The organism is Citrobacter tructae (assembly GCF_004684345.1).
Lineage (GTDB): Bacteria > Pseudomonadota > Gammaproteobacteria > Enterobacterales > Enterobacteriaceae > Citrobacter > Citrobacter tructae.
In genome coordinates this window covers 3,799,217-3,817,753 of the sequence record NZ_CP038469.1, presented here as the reverse complement: position 1 = coordinate 3,817,753, position 18,537 = coordinate 3,799,217, and the positions used below count along the sequence as shown (strand labels likewise).

At 53.5% G+C, this 18,537-nt stretch carries 19 protein-coding genes and 1 pseudogene; 8 read left to right on the top strand and 12 right to left on the bottom strand.

Annotated features, from left to right (window positions below; all coding sequences use genetic code 11):
* Positions 1-15 precede the first annotated feature (15 nt).
* Positions 16-834, bottom strand: a complete 819-nt coding sequence (gene fkpA / locus E4Z61_RS18875) for an FKBP-type peptidyl-prolyl cis-trans isomerase (RefSeq protein WP_135324088.1) — start codon at positions 832-834, stop codon at positions 16-18.
* Positions 835-1,065: 231 nt separating this feature from the next.
* On the opposite strand from fkpA, the gene E4Z61_RS18870 reads away from it, so the two are divergent.
* Positions 1,066-1,284 (top strand): protein SlyX, encoded by a 219-nt coding sequence (locus tag E4Z61_RS18870; protein WP_038634770.1) that lies wholly within the window; start codon positions 1,066-1,068, stop codon positions 1,282-1,284.
* Between the two features lie 112 nt (positions 1,285-1,396).
* Here the strand turns inward: E4Z61_RS18870 and slyD are convergent, their stop codons facing one another.
* The 4 genes from slyD to kefG all read right to left on the bottom strand — a co-directional run bounded on the left by slyD (position 1,397) and on the right by kefG (position 4,672).
* Positions 1,397-2,011 carry a peptidylprolyl isomerase gene (gene slyD, locus E4Z61_RS18865; RefSeq protein ID WP_135324087.1) on the bottom strand — a complete coding sequence of 205 codons (615 nt, stop codon included), beginning with the start codon at positions 2,009-2,011 and terminating at the stop codon, positions 1,397-1,399.
* Positions 2,012-2,105: 94 nt separating this feature from the next.
* Positions 2,106-2,306, bottom strand: a complete 201-nt coding sequence (locus E4Z61_RS18860) for a YheV family putative zinc ribbon protein (protein ID WP_005121675.1) — start codon at positions 2,304-2,306, stop codon at positions 2,106-2,108.
* Between the two features lie 9 nt (positions 2,307-2,315).
* Complete coding sequence (kefB, locus tag E4Z61_RS18855) at positions 2,316-4,121, bottom strand: glutathione-regulated potassium-efflux system protein KefB (protein ID WP_135324086.1); 1,806 nt, start codon at positions 4,119-4,121, stop codon at positions 2,316-2,318.
* Entirely contained in the window at positions 4,121-4,672 is a 552-nt protein-coding gene (gene kefG / locus E4Z61_RS18850; protein ID WP_167817585.1) for a glutathione-regulated potassium-efflux system ancillary protein KefG, read from the bottom strand. Before kefG ends, kefB begins: the two co-directional genes overlap by 1 nt.
* 131 nt (positions 4,673-4,803) lie before the next feature.
* On the opposite strand from kefG, the gene E4Z61_RS18845 reads away from it, so the two are divergent.
* Positions 4,804-6,705: an ABC transporter ATP-binding protein gene (locus tag E4Z61_RS18845; RefSeq protein WP_135324084.1), complete on the top strand. Its 1,902-nt coding sequence runs from the start codon at positions 4,804-4,806 to the stop codon at positions 6,703-6,705.
* 54 nt (positions 6,706-6,759) lie between these two features.
* On the opposite strand, the gene E4Z61_RS18840 is transcribed toward E4Z61_RS18845, so the two are convergent.
* Both E4Z61_RS18840 and prs read right to left on the bottom strand, forming a co-directional pair.
* Positions 6,760-8,250 carry a nicotinate phosphoribosyltransferase gene (locus E4Z61_RS18840; protein WP_135324083.1) on the bottom strand — a complete coding sequence of 497 codons (1,491 nt, stop codon included), beginning with the start codon at positions 8,248-8,250 and terminating at the stop codon, positions 6,760-6,762.
* Positions 8,251-8,264: 14 nt separating this feature from the next.
* Positions 8,265-9,125: a ribose-phosphate diphosphokinase gene (prs, locus tag E4Z61_RS18835; protein ID WP_135324082.1), complete on the bottom strand. Its 861-nt coding sequence runs from the start codon at positions 9,123-9,125 to the stop codon at positions 8,265-8,267.
* Between the two features lie 193 nt (positions 9,126-9,318).
* Here prs and E4Z61_RS18830 point away from each other — a divergent pair, with 193 nt between their 5' ends.
* The 4 genes and pseudogenes from E4Z61_RS18830 (at position 9,319) to E4Z61_RS18815 (ending at position 12,280) form a co-directional block, all read left to right on the top strand.
* Positions 9,319-10,038, top strand: coding sequence for an NUDIX hydrolase (locus E4Z61_RS18830; RefSeq protein ID WP_135324081.1), 720 nt, complete (start codon positions 9,319-9,321; stop codon positions 10,036-10,038).
* A gap of 35 nt (positions 10,039-10,073) precedes the next feature.
* Positions 10,074-11,136: pseudogene (locus tag E4Z61_RS18825) on the top strand (hydrolase).
* A 2-nt stretch (positions 11,137-11,138) separates the two neighbouring features.
* Complete coding sequence (locus E4Z61_RS18820) at positions 11,139-11,357, top strand: YheU family protein (protein ID WP_135324079.1); 219 nt, start codon at positions 11,139-11,141, stop codon at positions 11,355-11,357.
* Positions 11,358-11,410: 53 nt separating this feature from the next.
* A complete protein-coding gene (locus E4Z61_RS18815; protein ID WP_135324078.1) occupies positions 11,411-12,280 on the top strand; it encodes a phosphoribulokinase in 870 nt (289 codons plus the stop codon).
* A 45-nt stretch (positions 12,281-12,325) separates the two neighbouring features.
* Here E4Z61_RS18815 and E4Z61_RS18810 read toward each other — a convergent pair whose 3' ends face one another.
* Positions 12,326-12,730, bottom strand: a complete 405-nt coding sequence (locus E4Z61_RS18810) for an OsmC family protein (protein WP_096759301.1) — start codon at positions 12,728-12,730, stop codon at positions 12,326-12,328.
* 309 nt (positions 12,731-13,039) lie between these two features.
* On the opposite strand from E4Z61_RS18810, the gene crp reads away from it, so the two are divergent.
* Both crp and E4Z61_RS18800 read left to right on the top strand, forming a co-directional pair.
* Positions 13,040-13,672 carry a cAMP-activated global transcriptional regulator CRP gene (gene crp / locus E4Z61_RS18805; protein ID WP_000242758.1) on the top strand — a complete coding sequence of 211 codons (633 nt, stop codon included), beginning with the start codon at positions 13,040-13,042 and terminating at the stop codon, positions 13,670-13,672.
* Between the two features lie 51 nt (positions 13,673-13,723).
* Positions 13,724-15,811, top strand: coding sequence for a YccS/YhfK family putative transporter (locus tag E4Z61_RS18800; protein WP_135324077.1), 2,088 nt, complete (start codon positions 13,724-13,726; stop codon positions 15,809-15,811).
* Between the two features lie 52 nt (positions 15,812-15,863).
* Here E4Z61_RS18800 and argD read toward each other — a convergent pair whose 3' ends face one another.
* The 4 genes from argD to E4Z61_RS18780 all read right to left on the bottom strand — a co-directional run bounded on the left by argD (position 15,864) and on the right by E4Z61_RS18780 (position 18,521).
* Positions 15,864-17,081 carry a bifunctional acetylornithine/succinyldiaminopimelate transaminase gene (gene argD / locus E4Z61_RS18795; protein WP_135324076.1) on the bottom strand — a complete coding sequence of 406 codons (1,218 nt, stop codon included), beginning with the start codon at positions 17,079-17,081 and terminating at the stop codon, positions 15,864-15,866.
* 85 nt (positions 17,082-17,166) lie between these two features.
* Entirely contained in the window at positions 17,167-17,730 is a 564-nt protein-coding gene (pabA, locus tag E4Z61_RS18790; protein WP_135324075.1) for an aminodeoxychorismate synthase component 2, read from the bottom strand.
* 31 nt (positions 17,731-17,761) lie between these two features.
* A complete protein-coding gene (locus tag E4Z61_RS18785; protein ID WP_135324074.1) occupies positions 17,762-18,364 on the bottom strand; it encodes a putative adenosine monophosphate-protein transferase Fic in 603 nt (200 codons plus the stop codon).
* On the bottom strand, positions 18,354-18,521 hold the full coding sequence (locus E4Z61_RS18780; RefSeq protein ID WP_096759296.1) for a YhfG family protein: 168 nt from the start codon (positions 18,519-18,521) through the stop codon (positions 18,354-18,356). Before E4Z61_RS18780 ends, E4Z61_RS18785 begins: the two co-directional genes overlap by 11 nt.
* Positions 18,522-18,537 lie beyond the last annotated feature (16 nt).

The following is an 18,537-nucleotide window of genomic DNA, read 5'->3' as shown; positions in this document are numbered from 1 at the left end:
GCGGTTTCTGTTCGCTTACTTTTTGCTGCTGTCTGCAGCTTTATCAGCCGGTACAGCATCTGGCTGCGCATCCGCTTTCGGAGCCGGTTTGATATCTAACAGCTCAACATCAAAGACCAGTGTGGAGTTAGCGGGGATCCCCGGAACGCCGGTTTTTCCGTAAGCCAGATCTGGTGGAATAACCAGCTGGATTTTGCCGCCTTTCTTGATGTTTTTCAGGCCTTCGGTCCAGCCAGGGATAACACCATCAAGACGGAAGGAGAGCGGCTCACCACGGGTGTAGGAGTTATCAAACTCTTTACCATCGATCAGCGTACCTTTGTAGTTCACCACAACAGTATCGCTGTCTTTCGGCACTGCACCGGTACCTTCTTTCTCTACTTTGTAGACCAGGCCAGTAGAAGAGGTTTTAACCCCTTTCTCTTTAGAAAACTTCTCGCGGTACACTTTACCTTTGGCTTCGTTGTCAGCCGCGTCTTTTTCCATTTTCGCCTGGGCGGAGGTCTTCACGCGCGCTTCAAACGCCTGCAGAGTTTGTTCGATTTCCTGGTCGGACAGTTTGCTCTTATCTGCAAACGCATCCTGAACGCCTGCGATCAGCTGGTCTTTATCCAGTTTGATGCCCAGTTTTTCCTGTTCTTTCAGGGAATTTTCCATGTAACGACCCAGAGACGCGCCCAGCGCGTAAGCAGATTTTTGGTCGTCATTTTTGAATGCAGCTTTGCTGTCAGCAGTAGCGGCTGGTTTCGCAGCATCGGCAGCGAAGGTGATCGGGGCATGCAGAGCTACGGCCATCGTGGTCGCCAGCAGCGTTACTTTAAACAGTGATTTCATCCATCTCTCCAGGGCCGGGGCATCTCACCCCAGGGTTAGCTAACACAAAAATGTACTATAAAGCGTTGCAGAACAAATCAACATACAGGCACGCCCTATTATCACCACTTTTCAGACTCTTTTTGTTTAAATTAGTTTCGTTACGAAGGAATGGGTGCTGTGCAAACAGGCAAAGTTAAGTAGAATTCGCCGCAGTCCGCGATCTGCCGGCAATAACAAAAGAGGTGAATCATGCAGGATACAACGCTGGAAACCCGCCTGGCTGAGCTGGAAAGCCGCCTGGCATTTCAGGAAATAACCATTGAAGAACTCAACGTGACGGTCACCGCGCACGAACTGGAAATGGCCAAACTGCGCGATCATCTGCGTCTATTGACGGAGAAGCTCAAAGCAACGCAGCCATCCCACATTGCGTCGCAGTCTGAAGAGACGCCACCGCCGCATTATTGAGACGTAAAAAAAGCGGGGTTTCCCCGCTTTTTTTGTGCCAGATGGCAACGTAAACGTCCTATCCGGCCTACCGTAAGCCTGAAAGCTGTGCGCCATCAGGCATTACAAACTCTTAGTGGCAACCGCAGCCGCCGTTACCTTTGCCTTTACCGCCGCCACCGCAGCAGCCTTCGCCGCCGTGTTCATGACCATGGTCGTGGTCATGGCCGTGACCGCCGCAGCAACCATCGTGACCATGTTCGTGATCGTGGTCATGGCCGTGTGCGCCGTGAACGTGGCCGTGAGCCAGTTCTTCTTCGGTTGCTTCGCGGATAGCGACAACTTCCACGTTGAATTTCAGATTCTGGCCAGCCAGCATGTGGTTACCGTCAACCACAACGTGCTCGTCTTCCACTTCGGTAATTTCTACCGGTACTGGACCCTGGTCAGTTTCAGCCAGGAAACGCATGCCAACCTGCAATTCGTCAACGCCCATGAAGACGTCTTTCGGCACGCGCTGCACCAGGTTTTCGTCATACTGACCGTAAGCGTCGTTTGCGCCAACAGCAACATCGAATTTATCGCCAACTTCATGACCGTCCAGCGCTGTTTCCAGGCCAGAAATCAGGGAACCGTGACCATGCAGGTAGTCCAGCGGTGCACTCACCGGAGACTCATCAACCAACACACCGTCTTCTGTACGTACCTGATAGGCCAGGCTGACCACCAGGTCCTTTGCTACTTTCATGATATCTCCTGAGCATGGAAAGAATAGTGGCGCAGATTGTAGCGGAATTCTGCACCCGTGTACCCTCTAGCTTAAAAAAAGCTGCGGCATATCGCTAGTCCGGATGAAAAATCCCTATCACTTGCTCTTCTTTGCGAACGTGCTCGCGGGCTTCTTTATCCGCTTCCCGCATCTGGTGGCCACACTTAACACACTCAACAATATCGATATTATTTTCGCGCCACATCGCCAGTGAATCCTGTGCCTGGCAGGATGGACATTTAGCGCCTGCAATAAAACGTTTACGTATTGCCATGGTTATCCTCTACTCAAATTCATCCCAGCCATCCAACTGACGTCGCTCTCGCTGCATTTCACGCTGGAAAATCTCTTCCAGCTCGCGCCTGGCTTCCCGGGCACGAGAGATTTGTACCGTATCGGTGTGGATAGGGATCAGCTCCCGCAACATGCTCATGTCCAGCCGACGAAAATGCAGCTGGGCACGCTGCGCCTGGTGCGGGTGCATCCCTAACGACACCAGCGTTTTTCGCCCCAACTCCAGCGCACTGGAGAAGGTTTCGCGAGAAAACTGCGTCACACCAGCCTGTAATAACTCATGCGCCTCTACACGTCCGCGCGCGCGCGCAAGAATATGCAAATGCGGAAAATGCTGTTGGCACAATTCCACCAACTTCATCGTATCTTCCGGTTCGTTACAGGTAATGACTATCGATTGGGCTGCTTCTGCGCCAGCTGAACGTAAAAGCTCCACCTGCGTGGCATCGCCGTAATACACCTTATAGCCGTATTTACGCATCAGGTTAACCGCGCTGATATCCCGCTCCAGTACGGTAATGCGCATTTTATTCGCCATCAACAAACGGCCAATGACCTGACCAAAGCGGCCAAAACCCACCACGATCACCTGCGGCTTATCGTCTTCCACCCAGGGCTTTTCATCTTCTTCATCCGGGCCGTTAATCTCGCGGGAGAGCCATTTATCAATCAGCTTCATCAACAGTGGCGTGGTCATCATCGACAGCGTGACGGTCACCAGCAGCAGCGCCATTTGATCACCCTGAAACAGTCGCTGTGAGGATGCCGTTGAAAACAGCACAAACGCAAATTCACCGCCCTGACTTAATACCCCAGCAAACTGCATTCGTTCAGAACTTCTCATGCCGTTAAGCCGCGCCAGCACATACAGCACCAGAGTTTTAACGGCCACCAGCACAATAACACTCACCACCACCCACAGAATATGGGTATACAGCACGCCAAGATTGAGCGACATCCCGACAGAAATAAAGAATAACCCCAGCAGCAGCCCCTTAAAGGGATCGATTGCCGTTTCCAGTTCATGTCGATATTCGCTTTCCGCCAGCAATACGCCTGCGATAAACGTCCCAAGCGCCATCGACAGCCCCAGCGCGTCCATAAATAAAGCAGAACCGAGTACCAGCAACAGCGTGGCGGCAGTGAAAACCTCCCGCACGCCAGAGCTTGCAATAAAGCGAAAAACAGGCCGCAGCAAGTACCGTCCGCCAATCAACATGCCAGCAAAGGCCAGCACTTTTATACCGACTTTGATCCAGTCAAAATGCTCATCAGCCGAACCGGCCAATAACGGCACCAGCGCCAACGCGGGAATGACTGCCAGATCCTGAAACAGCAATACCGAAAAACCCAGCTGTCCGGATTCACTGCGATTCATCCCCTTTTCTCGCATCAACTGTAACGCCATTGCCGTCGATGACATCGCCAGACCAATACCGCCCACAACTGCCGCCTGCCAGGAAAAATTCGTCAGCATCAGCAATCCGGCAAGAATCACCGCACTGAGCATCACCTGCGCAGCACCGACACCAAAGATAGAGCGCCGCAGTTGCCACAGTTTGGCCGGGTTAAGCTCCAGCCCAATGATGAACATCAGAAAGACCACACCCAGCTCGGAAAAGTGCAGAATTTCATCTACATCGCTGATGAACCCTAATCCCCACGGGCCAATCGCAATCCCCGCCAGCAAATACCCTAATACTGGGCCGATGCCCAGTTTTGACGCCAGCGGCACCGCCGCAACCGCCGCGAAGAGGAACAGCACTCCCGCAGTCAATAAATCAGAACCTTCCATCAGCGGCCTCCCACAGGGATTGGATTTGCCAGCCACTCACCATACGCTTTGGCATGGCTATCCAGTTCCTGCTTCGTTTGCCGTCTGGCCCAGTAAACGATGATGGGACTCATCCAGTGCATTCGACACATACCAGCCGTCAGCTCAAAGGGGCGCAGCACATCGCTCATCGGATAGCGGTTCAGTGCGTCATAACGGTACGCGCTTTCGGGTTCACCGGTGGTGATGACGCTCCGCCAGTACTTTCCCGCCAGCTGATTCCCCCCCATCCCACTGGCGAATCCACGACTCAGCACGCGATCAAACCACTCTTTGAGCAACGCCGGACAGCTATAGGTATAAAGCGGATGTTGAAAAACAATCACATCATGGTCACGCAGCAGTGCCTGCTCATACTGGATGTCGATAAAAAAATCGGGATAGTGCGCGTAAAGATCGTGCACGGTAACATTACTGAGCTGCATGGCCGGTTTAAGCAGAACCCGATTCGCGACCGAGTCCTGAGATTCCGGATGGGCATACAGCAGCAAAACTTTCGCTGGCTGGAACATCATCCCCCTCCCGGTTATGTCTTTGTCTATTTTCGACGTTTTGGGCTACCATTGCGCCTCGGTGCGGCAAACCGCCCACACATTACATTATCATAATGATAAATTAACATAGTCTGAACATACGGCGCCTTATGATTGTTTTCTCCTCGTTACAAATTCGCCGCGGCGTACGCGTCTTGCTGGAAAATGCCACGGCCACCATTAATCCAGGCCAGAAAGTCGGTCTGGTGGGTAAAAATGGCTGCGGTAAATCTACCCTGCTGGCATTGCTGAAAAATGAAATCAGCGCCGACGCGGGAGGATTTACGTACCCTGGAAACTGGCAACTCGCCTGGGTGAATCAGGAAACGCCCGCACTTGCCCAGCCTGCGCTTGAGTACGTCATTGACGGCGACCGCGAATATCGTCAGTTGGAAGCACAGTTGAACGATGCCAACGAACGTAACGATGGACATGCGATTGCCACCGTGCACGGCAAACTGGATGCCATTGACGCCTGGACCGTGCGCTCACGTGCTGCCAGTCTGCTGCACGGACTCGGTTTCTCTAACGAACAGCTCGAGCGTCCCGTCAGCGATTTCTCCGGCGGTTGGCGCATGCGTCTCAACCTGGCCCAGGCGCTGATTTGCCGTTCAGATTTGCTGCTGCTCGATGAACCGACCAACCACCTCGATCTCGACGCCGTTATCTGGCTGGAAAGATGGCTGAAAAGCTACCAGGGTACGCTGATCCTGATCTCCCACGACCGTGACTTCCTCGATCCGGTCGTGGACAAAATTATTCATATCGAACAGCAAACAATGTTTGAGTACACCGGCAACTACAGCGCATTTGAAGTGCAGCGATCCACTCGTCTTGCACAACAACAGGCGATGTATGAAAGCCAGCAGGAGCGTGTGGCGCACCTGCAAAGCTATATCGACCGTTTCCGGGCGCAGGCCACCAAAGCCAAGCAGGCACAGAGCCGCATCAAGATGCTCGAACGTATGGAGCTTATCGCTCCGGCCCACGTTGATAACCCGTTCCACTTCAGCTTCCGTGTCCCCGAAAGCCTGCCTAACCCGCTGCTGAAAATGGAAAAAGTCAGCGCGGGCTATGGCGATAACATTATTCTCGACTCCATTAAGCTGAACCTGGTGCCGGGTTCGCGCATCGGCCTGTTAGGGCGCAACGGTGCGGGTAAATCCACGCTGATTAAACTGCTGGCAGGAGAGTTGGCTCCGATTAGCGGCGAAATCGGTCTGGCGAAAGGCATTAAGCTCGGTTACTTCGCCCAGCATCAGCTGGAATTTTTACGCGCAGATGAATCGCCGATTCAGCATCTGGCCCGCATGGCACCGCAGGAGTTAGAACAGAAACTGCGTGATTACCTTGGCGGCTTCGGCTTCCAGGGTGACAAAGTCACCGAACAGACCGCCCGCTTCTCTGGTGGTGAAAAGGCGCGACTGGTGCTGGCGCTGATCGTCTGGCAGCGGCCGAATCTGTTGCTGCTCGATGAACCGACCAACCACCTGGATCTTGACATGCGTCAGGCGCTGACCGAGGCGTTAATCGATTTCGAAGGCGCACTGGTGGTGGTGTCGCACGACCGTCACCTGATTCGCTCCACCACCGATGATCTCTACCTGGTGCACGACAAGAAGGTCGAACCGTTCGATGGCGATCTGGAGGATTATCAGCAATGGCTGAGCGACGTACAGAAGCAGGAAAGCCAGAGCGACGAGCCGGTCAAAGAGAGCGTCAACAGCGCCCAGGCACGTAAAGATCAGAAACGCCGCGAAGCTGAACTGCGCACCCTGACCCAGCCGCTGCGTAAAGAGATTACCCGTCTGGAAAAAGAGATGGAGAAACTGCACGCACAGCTGGCGCAGGCGGAAGAGAAACTCGGTGACAGCGAACTGTACGACCAAAGCCGCAAAGCCGAGCTGACCGCGTGCCTGCAGCAGCAGGCCAGTGCGAAGTCGGGGCTGGAGGAGTGTGAAATGGCCTGGCTGGACGCCCAAGAACAGCTTGAGCAAATGCTGGCGGAGTAAACGTGATTGCCGGATGCGATGCTAAACACCGCATCCAGCATTTTTTCTTTTGAATCAATGTTGTGCCGCCAGACGCTGGCGGATGTCTTCAAAGTGCTCGCGGTTTAAAAGCTTACCGTTGAGAAAACGGGTTTTCAGCTCGCCTTCCTGCTCCTGCGCCCAGCTTTGTTCATCATGCAGACGTAACTCGCCTTGTTCATCACACACAACGCGCAACAGACCACGGGCAGAACGCTTCAGGCCATTATCGGTTTTTGGCTCTTTAAAGATGGTCCGGCCTTTGCCTTTCACTTCTCCCCAGGTCGCCTTCATCGCGAAGCCAAAGGTATCACGCGTGTTGTACTGATAGGTAAACGATCCCACCCCGAACACCACGTTTGAGCTGGCAAATCCTTTGGCCTCCAGGCGGCGCAGGATCTCATTCGCTCGCTCCAGCGTAATCGAATCGCCATAAATCAGCCCAACGTGCGGATCGAGAACCTTATAGCCTTTGGCATTAACCGTGCCGCCAAAAATCTCCCACAGCACCTCCACGGACCCTTTCTCCTGCGGAGTGCGATCGGCACGGCTATCATCATCCGCACCGGTGCCGCACAGAATATCAACCGGATTGCCGCTGTCCGGGCGGAATACCACCCGCCCCTCACGCGCCAGAATGAGGCCCTTCAGTTCACGAGTATATTCCGTCAGCACCTGCCAGTAGTCCCAGGTATCGGAGACTATCGACACAAATCCCTGCGGATAGAGATCGACAATCAGACGGCGGAAAGTCTCGATCTCGTGTTCACGCTCGCCCATACACATCACGCTGTGCTCGGTGGCAGGAATACTGGCGCCGATAAAATACGCCTCACCGTCGGTGTAGTAATCACGGGTGTACAACAGAGAGGGAATACTGTCGGTGCCTTTAAAGCTCAATAAATGCCCGCTACCCGCCTGCATGGTGTCCTGCAATCCGGACATGCCACGAAACGAAAAGTCATGACACTGGAAATCAAGGTGCGTCATATCGCTGCAGGTTTTTTCTGCCCAATGCGTGCAAATTTTGCGGTAGTGGTGGGCAATTGTCGCATTGGTGGACGCTTTCCACAGCTCCGCCGACAGCACCGTCTCAAGGTAATTCACCAGCCAGAAAAACTCTGGTTGGGTGTTGATGATGGTTAATACTGGCACCGCCATTGGCACTTTGCTGCCTTCGTCCAGCGCCTTAATATGCAACGGCAGATAACCCAGTTGATGCAGCGCACGAATATGATCGACCGCTACTGAGTCTTTTCCCAGATAACCGTCCATCACCTGCTTGTACTCACTGACCACCTCTTCCTGCGGTCGGGCAAAGAACGCCTCGTTAAACAGATCAACCAGAAACCACTGCAAAAAGCCCTGCAAGCCAAAGAACACCAGCTTGCCATCTGGCAGCGGTGACGAGAAAAAGCGATCACTGCGCGGAGTAAAGTTGGAATAGACCCGGCTAGTGCCCTGCGGATACTGCACGCGGTGAGACACTTTGTAGCCGTCAATAGCTAAAATTGGATTCATTTTCATAACAAGAGTCTCCCTCAGGCGCGGTAAATCGCGTCAATATCGATAAGTTCAAGCTGCGGATGGGCCAACGTAGAGGCCGCTAACGACGTGGTGGTGTAGATGGCGTCAATACCGTTAGCAAACAGGTGCTCAACGCCCTTAGAAAAGATCCCATGGGTGACGTACAGACTAACGCTGCGGGCACCAGCATCACGCAATACCTGCGCAGAGCCAATGAACGTACCGCCTGCGTCACACAGGTCGTCGACAATCAGCACATCCCGCCCCTTAACGTCACCGGCCACCAGCGTAAAACCCGTCAGGTTACCGCTTGCAACATCGCGTTTTTTGCTCAGAATGGCGTACTCTGCAACCCCTGCGGCTCTGGCAACAGCATCAATTTTCTTCAACGCGCCAGCATCGGGGGCCACCAGCATCAGCGCATTTTTCGTAAACTGGAGCTGCAATGTCGTACTTTGCAGCAGGCAGACGTCCTGTGGAAGCGAGACAAAATTATCTATTGCCGCCGCAGCCGCGTCACTGTGTGGATCAAGCACTTTCACCTTGTCGAACTGCAGCGTATTTAGCTGACGGGCAAAGACCTTCAGCGCAAAGCTGTCGCCCGCAACCATATGTCGGTCCTGTCGCGCCCACGGCAGCCAAGGAAGTTCAAGATGGCTGACCAGTACATCGGTTTGATGACGCACCGCCTCCACCAACTGCGCCAGCAGCATAAAATCATTCATGTCGCGCATCGCCGTGGCGCGAATGCGCATCAGACGAGCGAAGGATGGCAACGCATCGGTGACTTTTAACCAGACGGCCCCATCAGGAAAAATGCCGCTGGTAATGGCGTAAGCCCGGTCATCCAGAGTTAATGCTAATTTTACGCTCATCTCGCTTCCTCTTTTAATTATGTCCCTTCGACACAATTAATAATGTCCTTAAGACACATATTAAGCAAGCAAAGAATGCATTCTTTTTGAATATGGTAATAATCTATTGATAATCAAAGAGAAAAAAACGCATCTTGCCCCCCGGTGCCGGGCTGGTACACTTGGCGGCGTTACATATCATCGTGAGTACCTTATGACCACCGAAGCCGACTACCTGAATCAGTATGATGCCCGCCGCTTTCCCTCTCCGCTGGTGACGGTAGATAGCGTGTTATTTACCCTGCATCAACAGGCTCTCTGCGTGTTGCTAGTCGAACGGGCAAACCAGCCGCAAAAAGGACGTTGGGGATTACCCGGCGGCTTTATCGATATGACACACGATGATTCCACGCGCGCCACAGCGCTACGAAAACTCACTGAAAAAACTGGTGTTTCACCTTCGTGGCTGGAACAGTTGGACACATTTTCCGGACCAGATCGTGACCCGCGCGGCTGGAGTCTGACGGTCACCTGGTTTGCGCTTATCGCTTGGGTGGACTGCGAGCCGCATATCGCCAGCGTCAGCGATGCCCGCTGGGTCCCCGTTGATAAGCTTGCCGACTATCCGCTGGCCTTCGATCACCAAAACATCATTGAAGCCGCCCTGCACCGCTTGCGGCAAAAAACGATGTATTCTTTACTACCCGTTTACTGTTTACCGGATACCTTTACCCATGGTCAGCTACAGGAAGCTACTGAAGTTATCCTCGGCCAGTCGATTCAGCGCAAAAGCCTGATCCGCCGCTTTGAAGCATCAGGTATGTTTGAAGATACCGGTGAAAGTATGGCGACAGGCACGCGAAAAGCCCGCCTGTGGCGACGTAAACCGGGCGTGGAAATTCATCTTTTCTCACGTAACCTGCTGGCCGAATAAGCACAAAATCACATATTGGCTAACCCGCAGGCTCCATGCGCGGTATAGTTGCTCTTTCCGATTATTAATTGCTCTGGTGTTATGGTTGAAATCACTCCTACAGAAGTAACCCTACCCGCCGATGATTCACGAGAATTCCGCCCGATGCGCGGGATCGGTAATCGACATCTGCAAACCATGCTGCCGCGTTTAATTCGCCGTAAGGTGAAGTTCGACGCCCACTGGCAGCGATTGGAATTACCCGACGGTGACTTTGTCGATCTGGCATGGAGTGAAGATCCGCAGCAGGCGAAGCACAAACCGCGTCTGGTCGTTTTTCACGGTCTGGAAGGTAGCCTGAACAGCCCGTACGCCCACGGACTGATTGAGGCGGCGCAAAAGCGCGGCTGGTTAGGCGTGGTGATGCATTTTCGCGGCTGCAGCGGTGAACCGAATCGCCTGAACCGCATTTATCACTCCGGCGAGACCGAAGACGGCACCTGGTTTTTACACTGGCTGGAATGTGAATTCGGCCGCGTGCCGACCGCAGCGGTCGGCTATTCGCTCGGCGGCAACATGCTGGCCTGCCTGCTGGCAAAAGAAGGCAACGACATTCCAATTGATGCCGCAGTTATTGTCTCTGCGCCTTTCGTACTGGAAGCCTGTAGTTATCATATGGAGAAAGGTTTCTCCCGTGTCTATCAGCGCTACCTGCTCAATCTGTTGAAAGCCAATGCCTCGCGTAAGCTTGAGGCGTATCCGGGTTCGCTGCCGGTAAGCCTGGCCCAGTTGAAATCCCTGCGCCGCATTCGCGATTTTGACGATCTGATTACTGCAAAAATTCACGGTTTCGCCGACGCGATAGACTATTATCGTCAGTGTAGCGCTATGCCGTTGCTCAATCGGATCGCCAAACCAACGCTGATTATCCACGCCAAGGACGATCCGTTTATGGACCACCATGTGATCCCCAAACCGGAAAACCTGCCCTCGCAGGTGGAATATCAGTTAACCGAGCACGGTGGTCACGTTGGGTTTATTGGCGGCACGCTGCGCCGCCCCGAGATGTGGCTGGAATCGCGTATCCCCGACTGGCTGACAACGTATCTGGAGGCATAATCATGCAGATCCCCTGGCAGGACTTATCCCCTGAAGCGCTGGACAATCTGATTGAAAGCTTTGTCTTGCGTGAAGGCACCGATTATGGTGAACATGAACGTTCACTCGAACAAAAAGTCGCCGACGTCAGACGCCAGTTACAATCTGGCGAAGCCATCCTGGTATGGTCAGAACTGCATGAAACGGTCAACATTATGCCGCAGAAACAGTTTCGCGAATAATCGGTTGTCGACGGCTGACTATAATAAAAAACCAACCTATTTATGGAGTTGTTATGTCTGCCAAACATCCGGTGATTGCGGTAACAGGATCCAGCGGCGCGGGGACCACCACCACCAGCCTCGCGTTTCGTAAAATTTTCTCGCAGTTAAATCTGCGCGCTGCCGAGGTGGAAGGCGACAGTTTTCACCGCTATACCCGTCCTGAGATGGACATGGCGATCCGCAAAGCGCGTGACGCCGGGCGACACATCAGCTATTTCGGCCCCGAAGCCAACGATTTCAGCCTGCTGGAACACACCTTCATCGAGTACGGTCAGTCGGGCAAAGGCCAGTCACGAAAATATCTGCACACGTATGATGAAGCCGTTCCGTGGAATCAGGTTCCGGGCACATTTACCCCCTGGCAGCCTCTTCCTGAACCGACGGACGTGCTGTTCTATGAAGGCTTGCACGGCGGTGTAGTAACCCCGCAACAAAATGTGGCGCGGCATGTCGATCTATTGGTCGGGGTGGTGCCAATCGTCAACCTGGAGTGGATCCAGAAACTAACCCGCGATACCAGCGAGCGCGGTCACTCCCGCGAAGCGGTAATGGACTCAGTCGTGCGCTCAATGGACGATTACATCAATTACATCACCCCGCAGTTTTCCCGCACGCATATTAACTTCCAGCGCGTACCGACGGTCGACACCTCTAACCCTTTTGCAGCAAAAAGCATTCCGTCATTGGATGAAAGCTTTGTTGTTATCCATTTTCGTAATCTGGAAGGTATCGACTTTCCCTGGCTACTGGCTATGCTGCAGGGCTCATTCATTTCTCACATCAATACATTAGTGGTGCCGGGTGGCAAAATGGGGCTGGCAATGGAGCTGATCATGCTGCCGCTGGTCCAACGGCTGATGGAAGGGAAGAAAATAGAGTAAGCGGTGTTTGTGCCGGATAGCGCTAGGCTCATCCGGCATTAGAAATTACGCCGCAATCACTTCATAGGAATGGGTAATATTCACCGCTTTTTCTAGCATCAACGCCACGGAACAATACTTCTCCGCCGAGAGGTCTACTGCGCGGGACACTGACGCGTCTTTTAGATCGTTACCGGTGACGATGAAATGCAGATTAATATGGGTAAACAGACGCGGCGCTTCTTCACGACGTTCGGAAGTGAGTTTCACTTCGCAGTTGGTCACATCCTGACGACCCTTTTGCAGGATCGACACCACATCAATCGCACTACAGCCACCCGCAGCCATTAGCACCATTTCCATCGGGCTCGGCGCTTTATCACCAGAGTTACCGTCCATCAAGATTTGGTGGCCAGAGGCGGACTCACCGAGGAAGGTTAACCCCTCAACCCACTTTACACGCGCTTGCATATTTCGTAACTCCAATGTTTCAATTTTCCTGACAGATTACGCGTACATAACAATTCTCGCAACGGAAGGCGACCTGCATCATGCTGAAGCGAGACACCAGGAGACACACGGCGAAAGCTATGCTAAAACAGTCAGGATGCTACAGTATTACATAGACGTACTGCATGTATGCAGAGGACATCACATTACAGGCTGCAGTTCACTTTTTAGCAGCCCCTTTCCCAGGTAGCGGGAAACATATTTTTGCAACCCCAGAGGCAGCGTCGTTTTCTGGCTCTGGAGACAGCTTATAACAGAGGATAACCGCGCATGGTGCTTGGCAAACCGCAAACAGACCCGACTCTCGAATGGTTCTTGTCTCATTGCCATATTCATAAGTACCCATCGAAGAGCACGCTGATTCACCAGGGTGAAAAAGCGGAAACGTTGTATTACATCGTTAAAGGCTCAGTGGCAGTGCTGATCAAAGATGAAGAAGGGAAAGAAATGATCCTCTCTTATCTGAATCAGGGCGATTTCATTGGTGAATTAGGCCTGTTTGAAGAAGGCCAGGAACGTAGCGCCTGGGTACGTGCCAAAACCGCATGTGAAGTCGCTGAAATTTCATACAAAAAATTTCGTCAATTAATCCAGGTTAACCCGGATATTCTGATGCGCCTGTCTTCCCAGATGGCTCGTCGTCTGCAGGTAACGTCCGAAAAAGTGGGCAACCTTGCCTTCCTGGATGTCACTGGTCGTATCGCCCAGACCCTGTTGAACCTGGCGAAGCAACCTGACGCTATGACCCACCCGGATGGCATGCAGATCAAAATCACCCGTCAGGAAATTGGCCAGATCGTTGGCTGTTCCCGTGAAACTGTTGGTCGTATCCTGAAGATGCTGGAAGATCAGAACCTGATCTCCGCGCACGGTAAGACGATCGTCGTCTACGGCACGCGTTAACCTCATCGAAATGGCGCGTTACCGGGTAATGCGCCATTCTTGTTTACACCGATGTGGCGAAGACTGATTTATCACCCCGAGATCAACTACGCACTACGACAAACCCTGGTGCTGTGTTTGCCCGTGGCTGTCGGTCTTATCATCGGTCAGCTTCATCTGGGGCTGCTTTTCTCCCTCGTCCCTGCCTGCTGTAACATTGCCGGTCTTGATACCCCGCATAAGCGCTTTTTCAAACGCTTAGTTATTGGCGCGTCGCTGTTTGCCGGGTGCAGCCTGATCATGCAGTTGCTGCTGGCGCAGACCATACCGCTTCCGCTAATCCTCACCGGCCTGACACTGGTTCTCGGCGTAACCGCAGAGCTGGGCCCTCTGCATGCTCGATTACTGCCAGCCTCACTGATCGCGGCGATTTTCACGCTAAGTCTGGCCGGGAATATGCCCATCTGGGAGCCGCTGCTGATCTATGCGCTGGGTACGTTGTGGTACGGCGCGTTCAACTGGTTCTGGTTTTGGCTGTGGCGTGAACAGCCGCTGCGGGAATCGCTCAGCTTGTTGTACCGCGAACTGGCCGATTATTGTGAAGCAAAATATAGCCTGCTAACCCAGCACGTCGATCCCGAAAAAGCGTTACCCCCGCTGCTGGTTCGCCAGCAAAAAGCCGTGGATCTGATCACCCAGTGTTATCAGCAAATGCACATGCTTTCGGCGCATCGCAATAACGAGTACAAACGCCTGCTGCGGTCCTTTCAGGAAGCACTGGATTTGCAGGAACATATTTCCGTTAGCCTGCATCAACCGGAAGAGGTGCAAAAGCTGGTCGAGCGTAGCCACGCGGAGCAGGTGATTCGCTGGAACGCGCGCACCGTCGCCGCCCGCCTGCGCGTGCTGGCAGATGACATTCTGTATCATCGCTTGCCTACGCGTTTTTCCATGGAGAAACAGATTGGCACGCTGGAGAAAATTGCTAACCAGCATCCGGACAACCCGGTCGGGCAGTTTTGCTACTGGCACTTTAGCCGTATTGCCCGCGTGCTACGCACTCAGCGTCCACTGTACGCCCGAGATTTGATGGCCGACAAACAGCGCCGATTGCCGTTGCTCCCTGCCCTGAAAAACTATCTGTCGTTGAAATCCCCGGCGCTGCGTAATGCCGGACGCATCAGCGTCATGTTGAGCATCGCCAGCCTGATGGGCAGCGCCTTACACCTGCCAAAACCTTACTGGATCCTGATGACGGTCCTGTTCGTCACGCAAAACGGCTACGGTGCAACGCGGGTACGTATTTTGCATCGTTCGGTAGGTACGCTCGTCGGGCTGGTGATTGCTGGCGTCACGTTGCACTTTCATATTCCGGAAGGATTTACGCTGGCGGCCATGCTGGTCATCACCCTCGGCAGTTATCTGATCATGCGCAAAAACTACGGCTGGGCCACCGTCGGCTTTACAGTCACGGCGGTATATACCCTGCAGTTGCTGACGCTGAACGGGGAGCAGTTTATCGTGCCGCGCTTTGTCGATACGGTGCTGGGCTGTTTGATTGCCTTTGGCGGCACACTCTGGCTGTGGCCGCAGTGGCAGAGCGGCCTGCTGCGCAAAAACGCCCACGATGCGCTGGAATCCGATCAGGAAGCCATTCGCCTGATCCTCAGCAACGATCCGCAGGCAACACCGCTCGCGTATCAGCGTATGCGGGTCAATCAGGCACATAACACACTGTTTAACTCACTCAACCAAGCGATGCAGGAGCCAGGATTTAATTCGCATTACCTGGCCGATATGAAACTGTGGGTCACGCACAGCCAGTTCATCGTCGAGCATATCAACGCGATGACCACGCTGGCACGAGAACACACAATGTTGACGCCGGATTTGGCGCAGCGGTATCTGGAGTCCTGTGAAATTGCAATTCAGCGCTGTCAGCAGCGGCTGGAATATGACGGGCCGGGAAGCTCCGGCGATGTGAATATTCTCGAATCACCGGAGATGCTATCCCACGGTCCGTTAAGCACTCTGGAACAGCATCTGCAGCGCATTTTGGGTCATCTGAACACTATGCACACCATTTCTTCTGTTGCATGGCGTCAGCGCCCGCACCACGGTATCTGGCTAAGCCGACGATTGCGGGATATGAAGGGCTAACACTGTTTGCCGGATGTCGCCGCTGAACTGTGCTTTTCCGGCAAACAGGCGATCAACCCACCACTTTCGCGACCGCCTGCGCGAAGCGCTGCATCCCTTCATCGATATCCGCTTGCTCTACCACCAGCGACGGCGCAAAACGCATCACGTCCGGGCCGGCATTCAGTACCATCACCCCTTCGTGGGCAGCCGCGTAGAGGAAATCGCGCGCCCGGCCTTTGAACTGCGGCTTCAGCTCCGCGCCAATCAGCAGCCCCATGCCGCGAATATCGCTAAAAATGTCATACTGAGCATCGATTTTCTGTAAATGCGCAACAAATTCCTGACGTTTGGCCTGAATACCTTCCAGCACGTCCGGCGTGTTGATGATGTCAAACGCCGTCTCTGCAACCGCGCAGGCCAGCGGATTACCACCGTAGGTCGAGCCGTGCGAACCAACATGGAACGCAGAAGCAATCTCCTGAGTGGTCAACATGGCACTCACCGGGAAGCCGCCGCCGAGGGCTTTGGCGCTGGTCAGAATGTCCGGCGTCACGCCGTAGTGCATATAGGCAAACAGATTGCCGGTACGCCCCATCCCGCACTGCACTTCATCAAATACTAGCAATGACTGATGTTGATCGCACAACTCCCGCAGGCCCTGTAGGAATTCCGGTGTTGCGGCCATGACGCCACCTTCGCCCTGAATCGGTTCGACGACAACCGCGCAGGTGTGATCGTTCATCACCGCTTTAACCGCATGCAGATCGTTAAACGGCACATGAATAATGTCCGCCGGTTTTGGGCCAAAGCCGTCAGAATATTTCGGCTGTCCGCCGACGGAAACGGTAAACAGCGAACGGCCGTGAAACGCATTGTGGAAGGCGATAATTTTGGTTTTGAACGGACTATGTCGCACGCAGGCATAGTGGCGCGCCAGCTTAAAGGCAGTTTCGTTGGCTTCGGTGCCGGAGTTCATGAACAGCACACGCTCGGCGAAGGTCGCTTCAATGATTTTGCGGCCTAAACGCAGAGCGGGTTCATTGGTGAAAACGTTACTGGTGTGCCACAGGGTTTCGCCCTGGGTTTTCAACGCCTCGACCAGTGCCGGATGGCAATGCCCTAACGCTGTAACTGCAATGCCGCCCGCGAAATCAACATACTCTTTGCCCTGTTGATCCCAGACTCGACTCCCTTTCCCTTTTACCGGAATAAACTCTGCCGGTGCATAAATCGGCAGAATCACTTCATCGAATGTTGCGCGCGTAATTGCAGTTTGTTCAGTTGCCATGTCATTGCCACCCTATTAAGCAGAAATGTTAGTGAAATTATAATCACAAAATATGAATAAAAAATCACTGAATAGCAACCACAAATCATCGATTGAGGAAATTAGCCAGCAGTTGATGCCCCTGCTCACTGAGGATACTTTCCGGGTGAAACTGTACACCTTCCAGATCCCACTCGCGGTGACGAATGCCCATAATTTCCTGAGTCTCGCTCCAGGCCGTTACCTCAAAGCAGGCAGGCAGCGTCTCTGGCGCAACCACCAGAGAGTGGTAGCGTGTCACCGTTAACGGGTTCGCCAGCCCCTGAAAAACGCCCTGCCCGGTATGCGTAATTGGGCTGGTCTTACCGTGCATCACTTTCGCCGCTCGCACCACGCTGGCACCAAATGCTTGCGCCATCGCCTGGTGACCCAAACAGACGCCCAGCATCGGGATTTTTCCCGCATAGTGACGAATAACGTCCAGCGAGATCCCGGCATCATCCGGCGTACAAGGGCCGGGGGAAATAACGATTTTTTGCGGGCTCAGCGCGTCGATTTGCGCCAGCGTCAACTCGTCGTTGCGCCTGACAAGAACCTCAGCGCCCAGTTCGCAGAAATATTGATACAGGTTCCAGGTAAAAGAATCGTAGTTATCGATAAGCAGGATCATTGCGGCTCCGGTACAGAAAAACCGCGCTATTCTACCCAGTTTCTCGGGCTTCGCTTACCACTTTAAGAAATATCGCCCGCAACGCCGACAGGTCGCCCATCGCACCACTCTGATTGGCCTGATTCCACTCTTCGACCGGTATACCATCCCAACTGAGCATATACCCGGCATGGATCGCTAACTGTTCGAAGAAAATACGCTGTGCCAAACCACTACCAATACGAAACGGGTGCAGGACATTAATTTCGCAATAATAATGCGCGAGTCGGTCGATAAACGTATCCTTTGGCTGCCCAAATAGCCAGGACTCGTCTTCCAGATCCTGCATCAGCGCATTGCCCTCTTTCTCGATGTAGGCAAAGTGGCAGAAGCGGGTATCACCCTGATAAATATCAACCTCGCGCAGCTGGCCCGCCCAGTCAAAAATATCCTGATAGAGTTGACGATGGATAGCACACAGGTGTGGCAAACCGCGTTTGTACGGACCCAGCCCAATCGTCGCCGCACGCAGCGCCGTCAATTCGTAGGCAGCCTGCGCCAGACGTTGTGCCTGATGAACCCCCAGACGATTACGCATTACGTTCAGGCCAGGATACAAATAGGGATCGCGCCCATCACCGAATTTATCGCTCATAGTGCCTCCTCAATTCTTCAAGGCGCGCCAGGGCGTCTTCAGCGCTCAACGTAACCCGTGGAATATCCACGCCTTCCAGGCGTCGGCTGGCCTGGAAATTGCCGTTTCGCAGTTGTTCCCAGAGACTGGACTTTTGTTTATCGGTGAGTTTTTTCACGTGACCTCCCTGAATG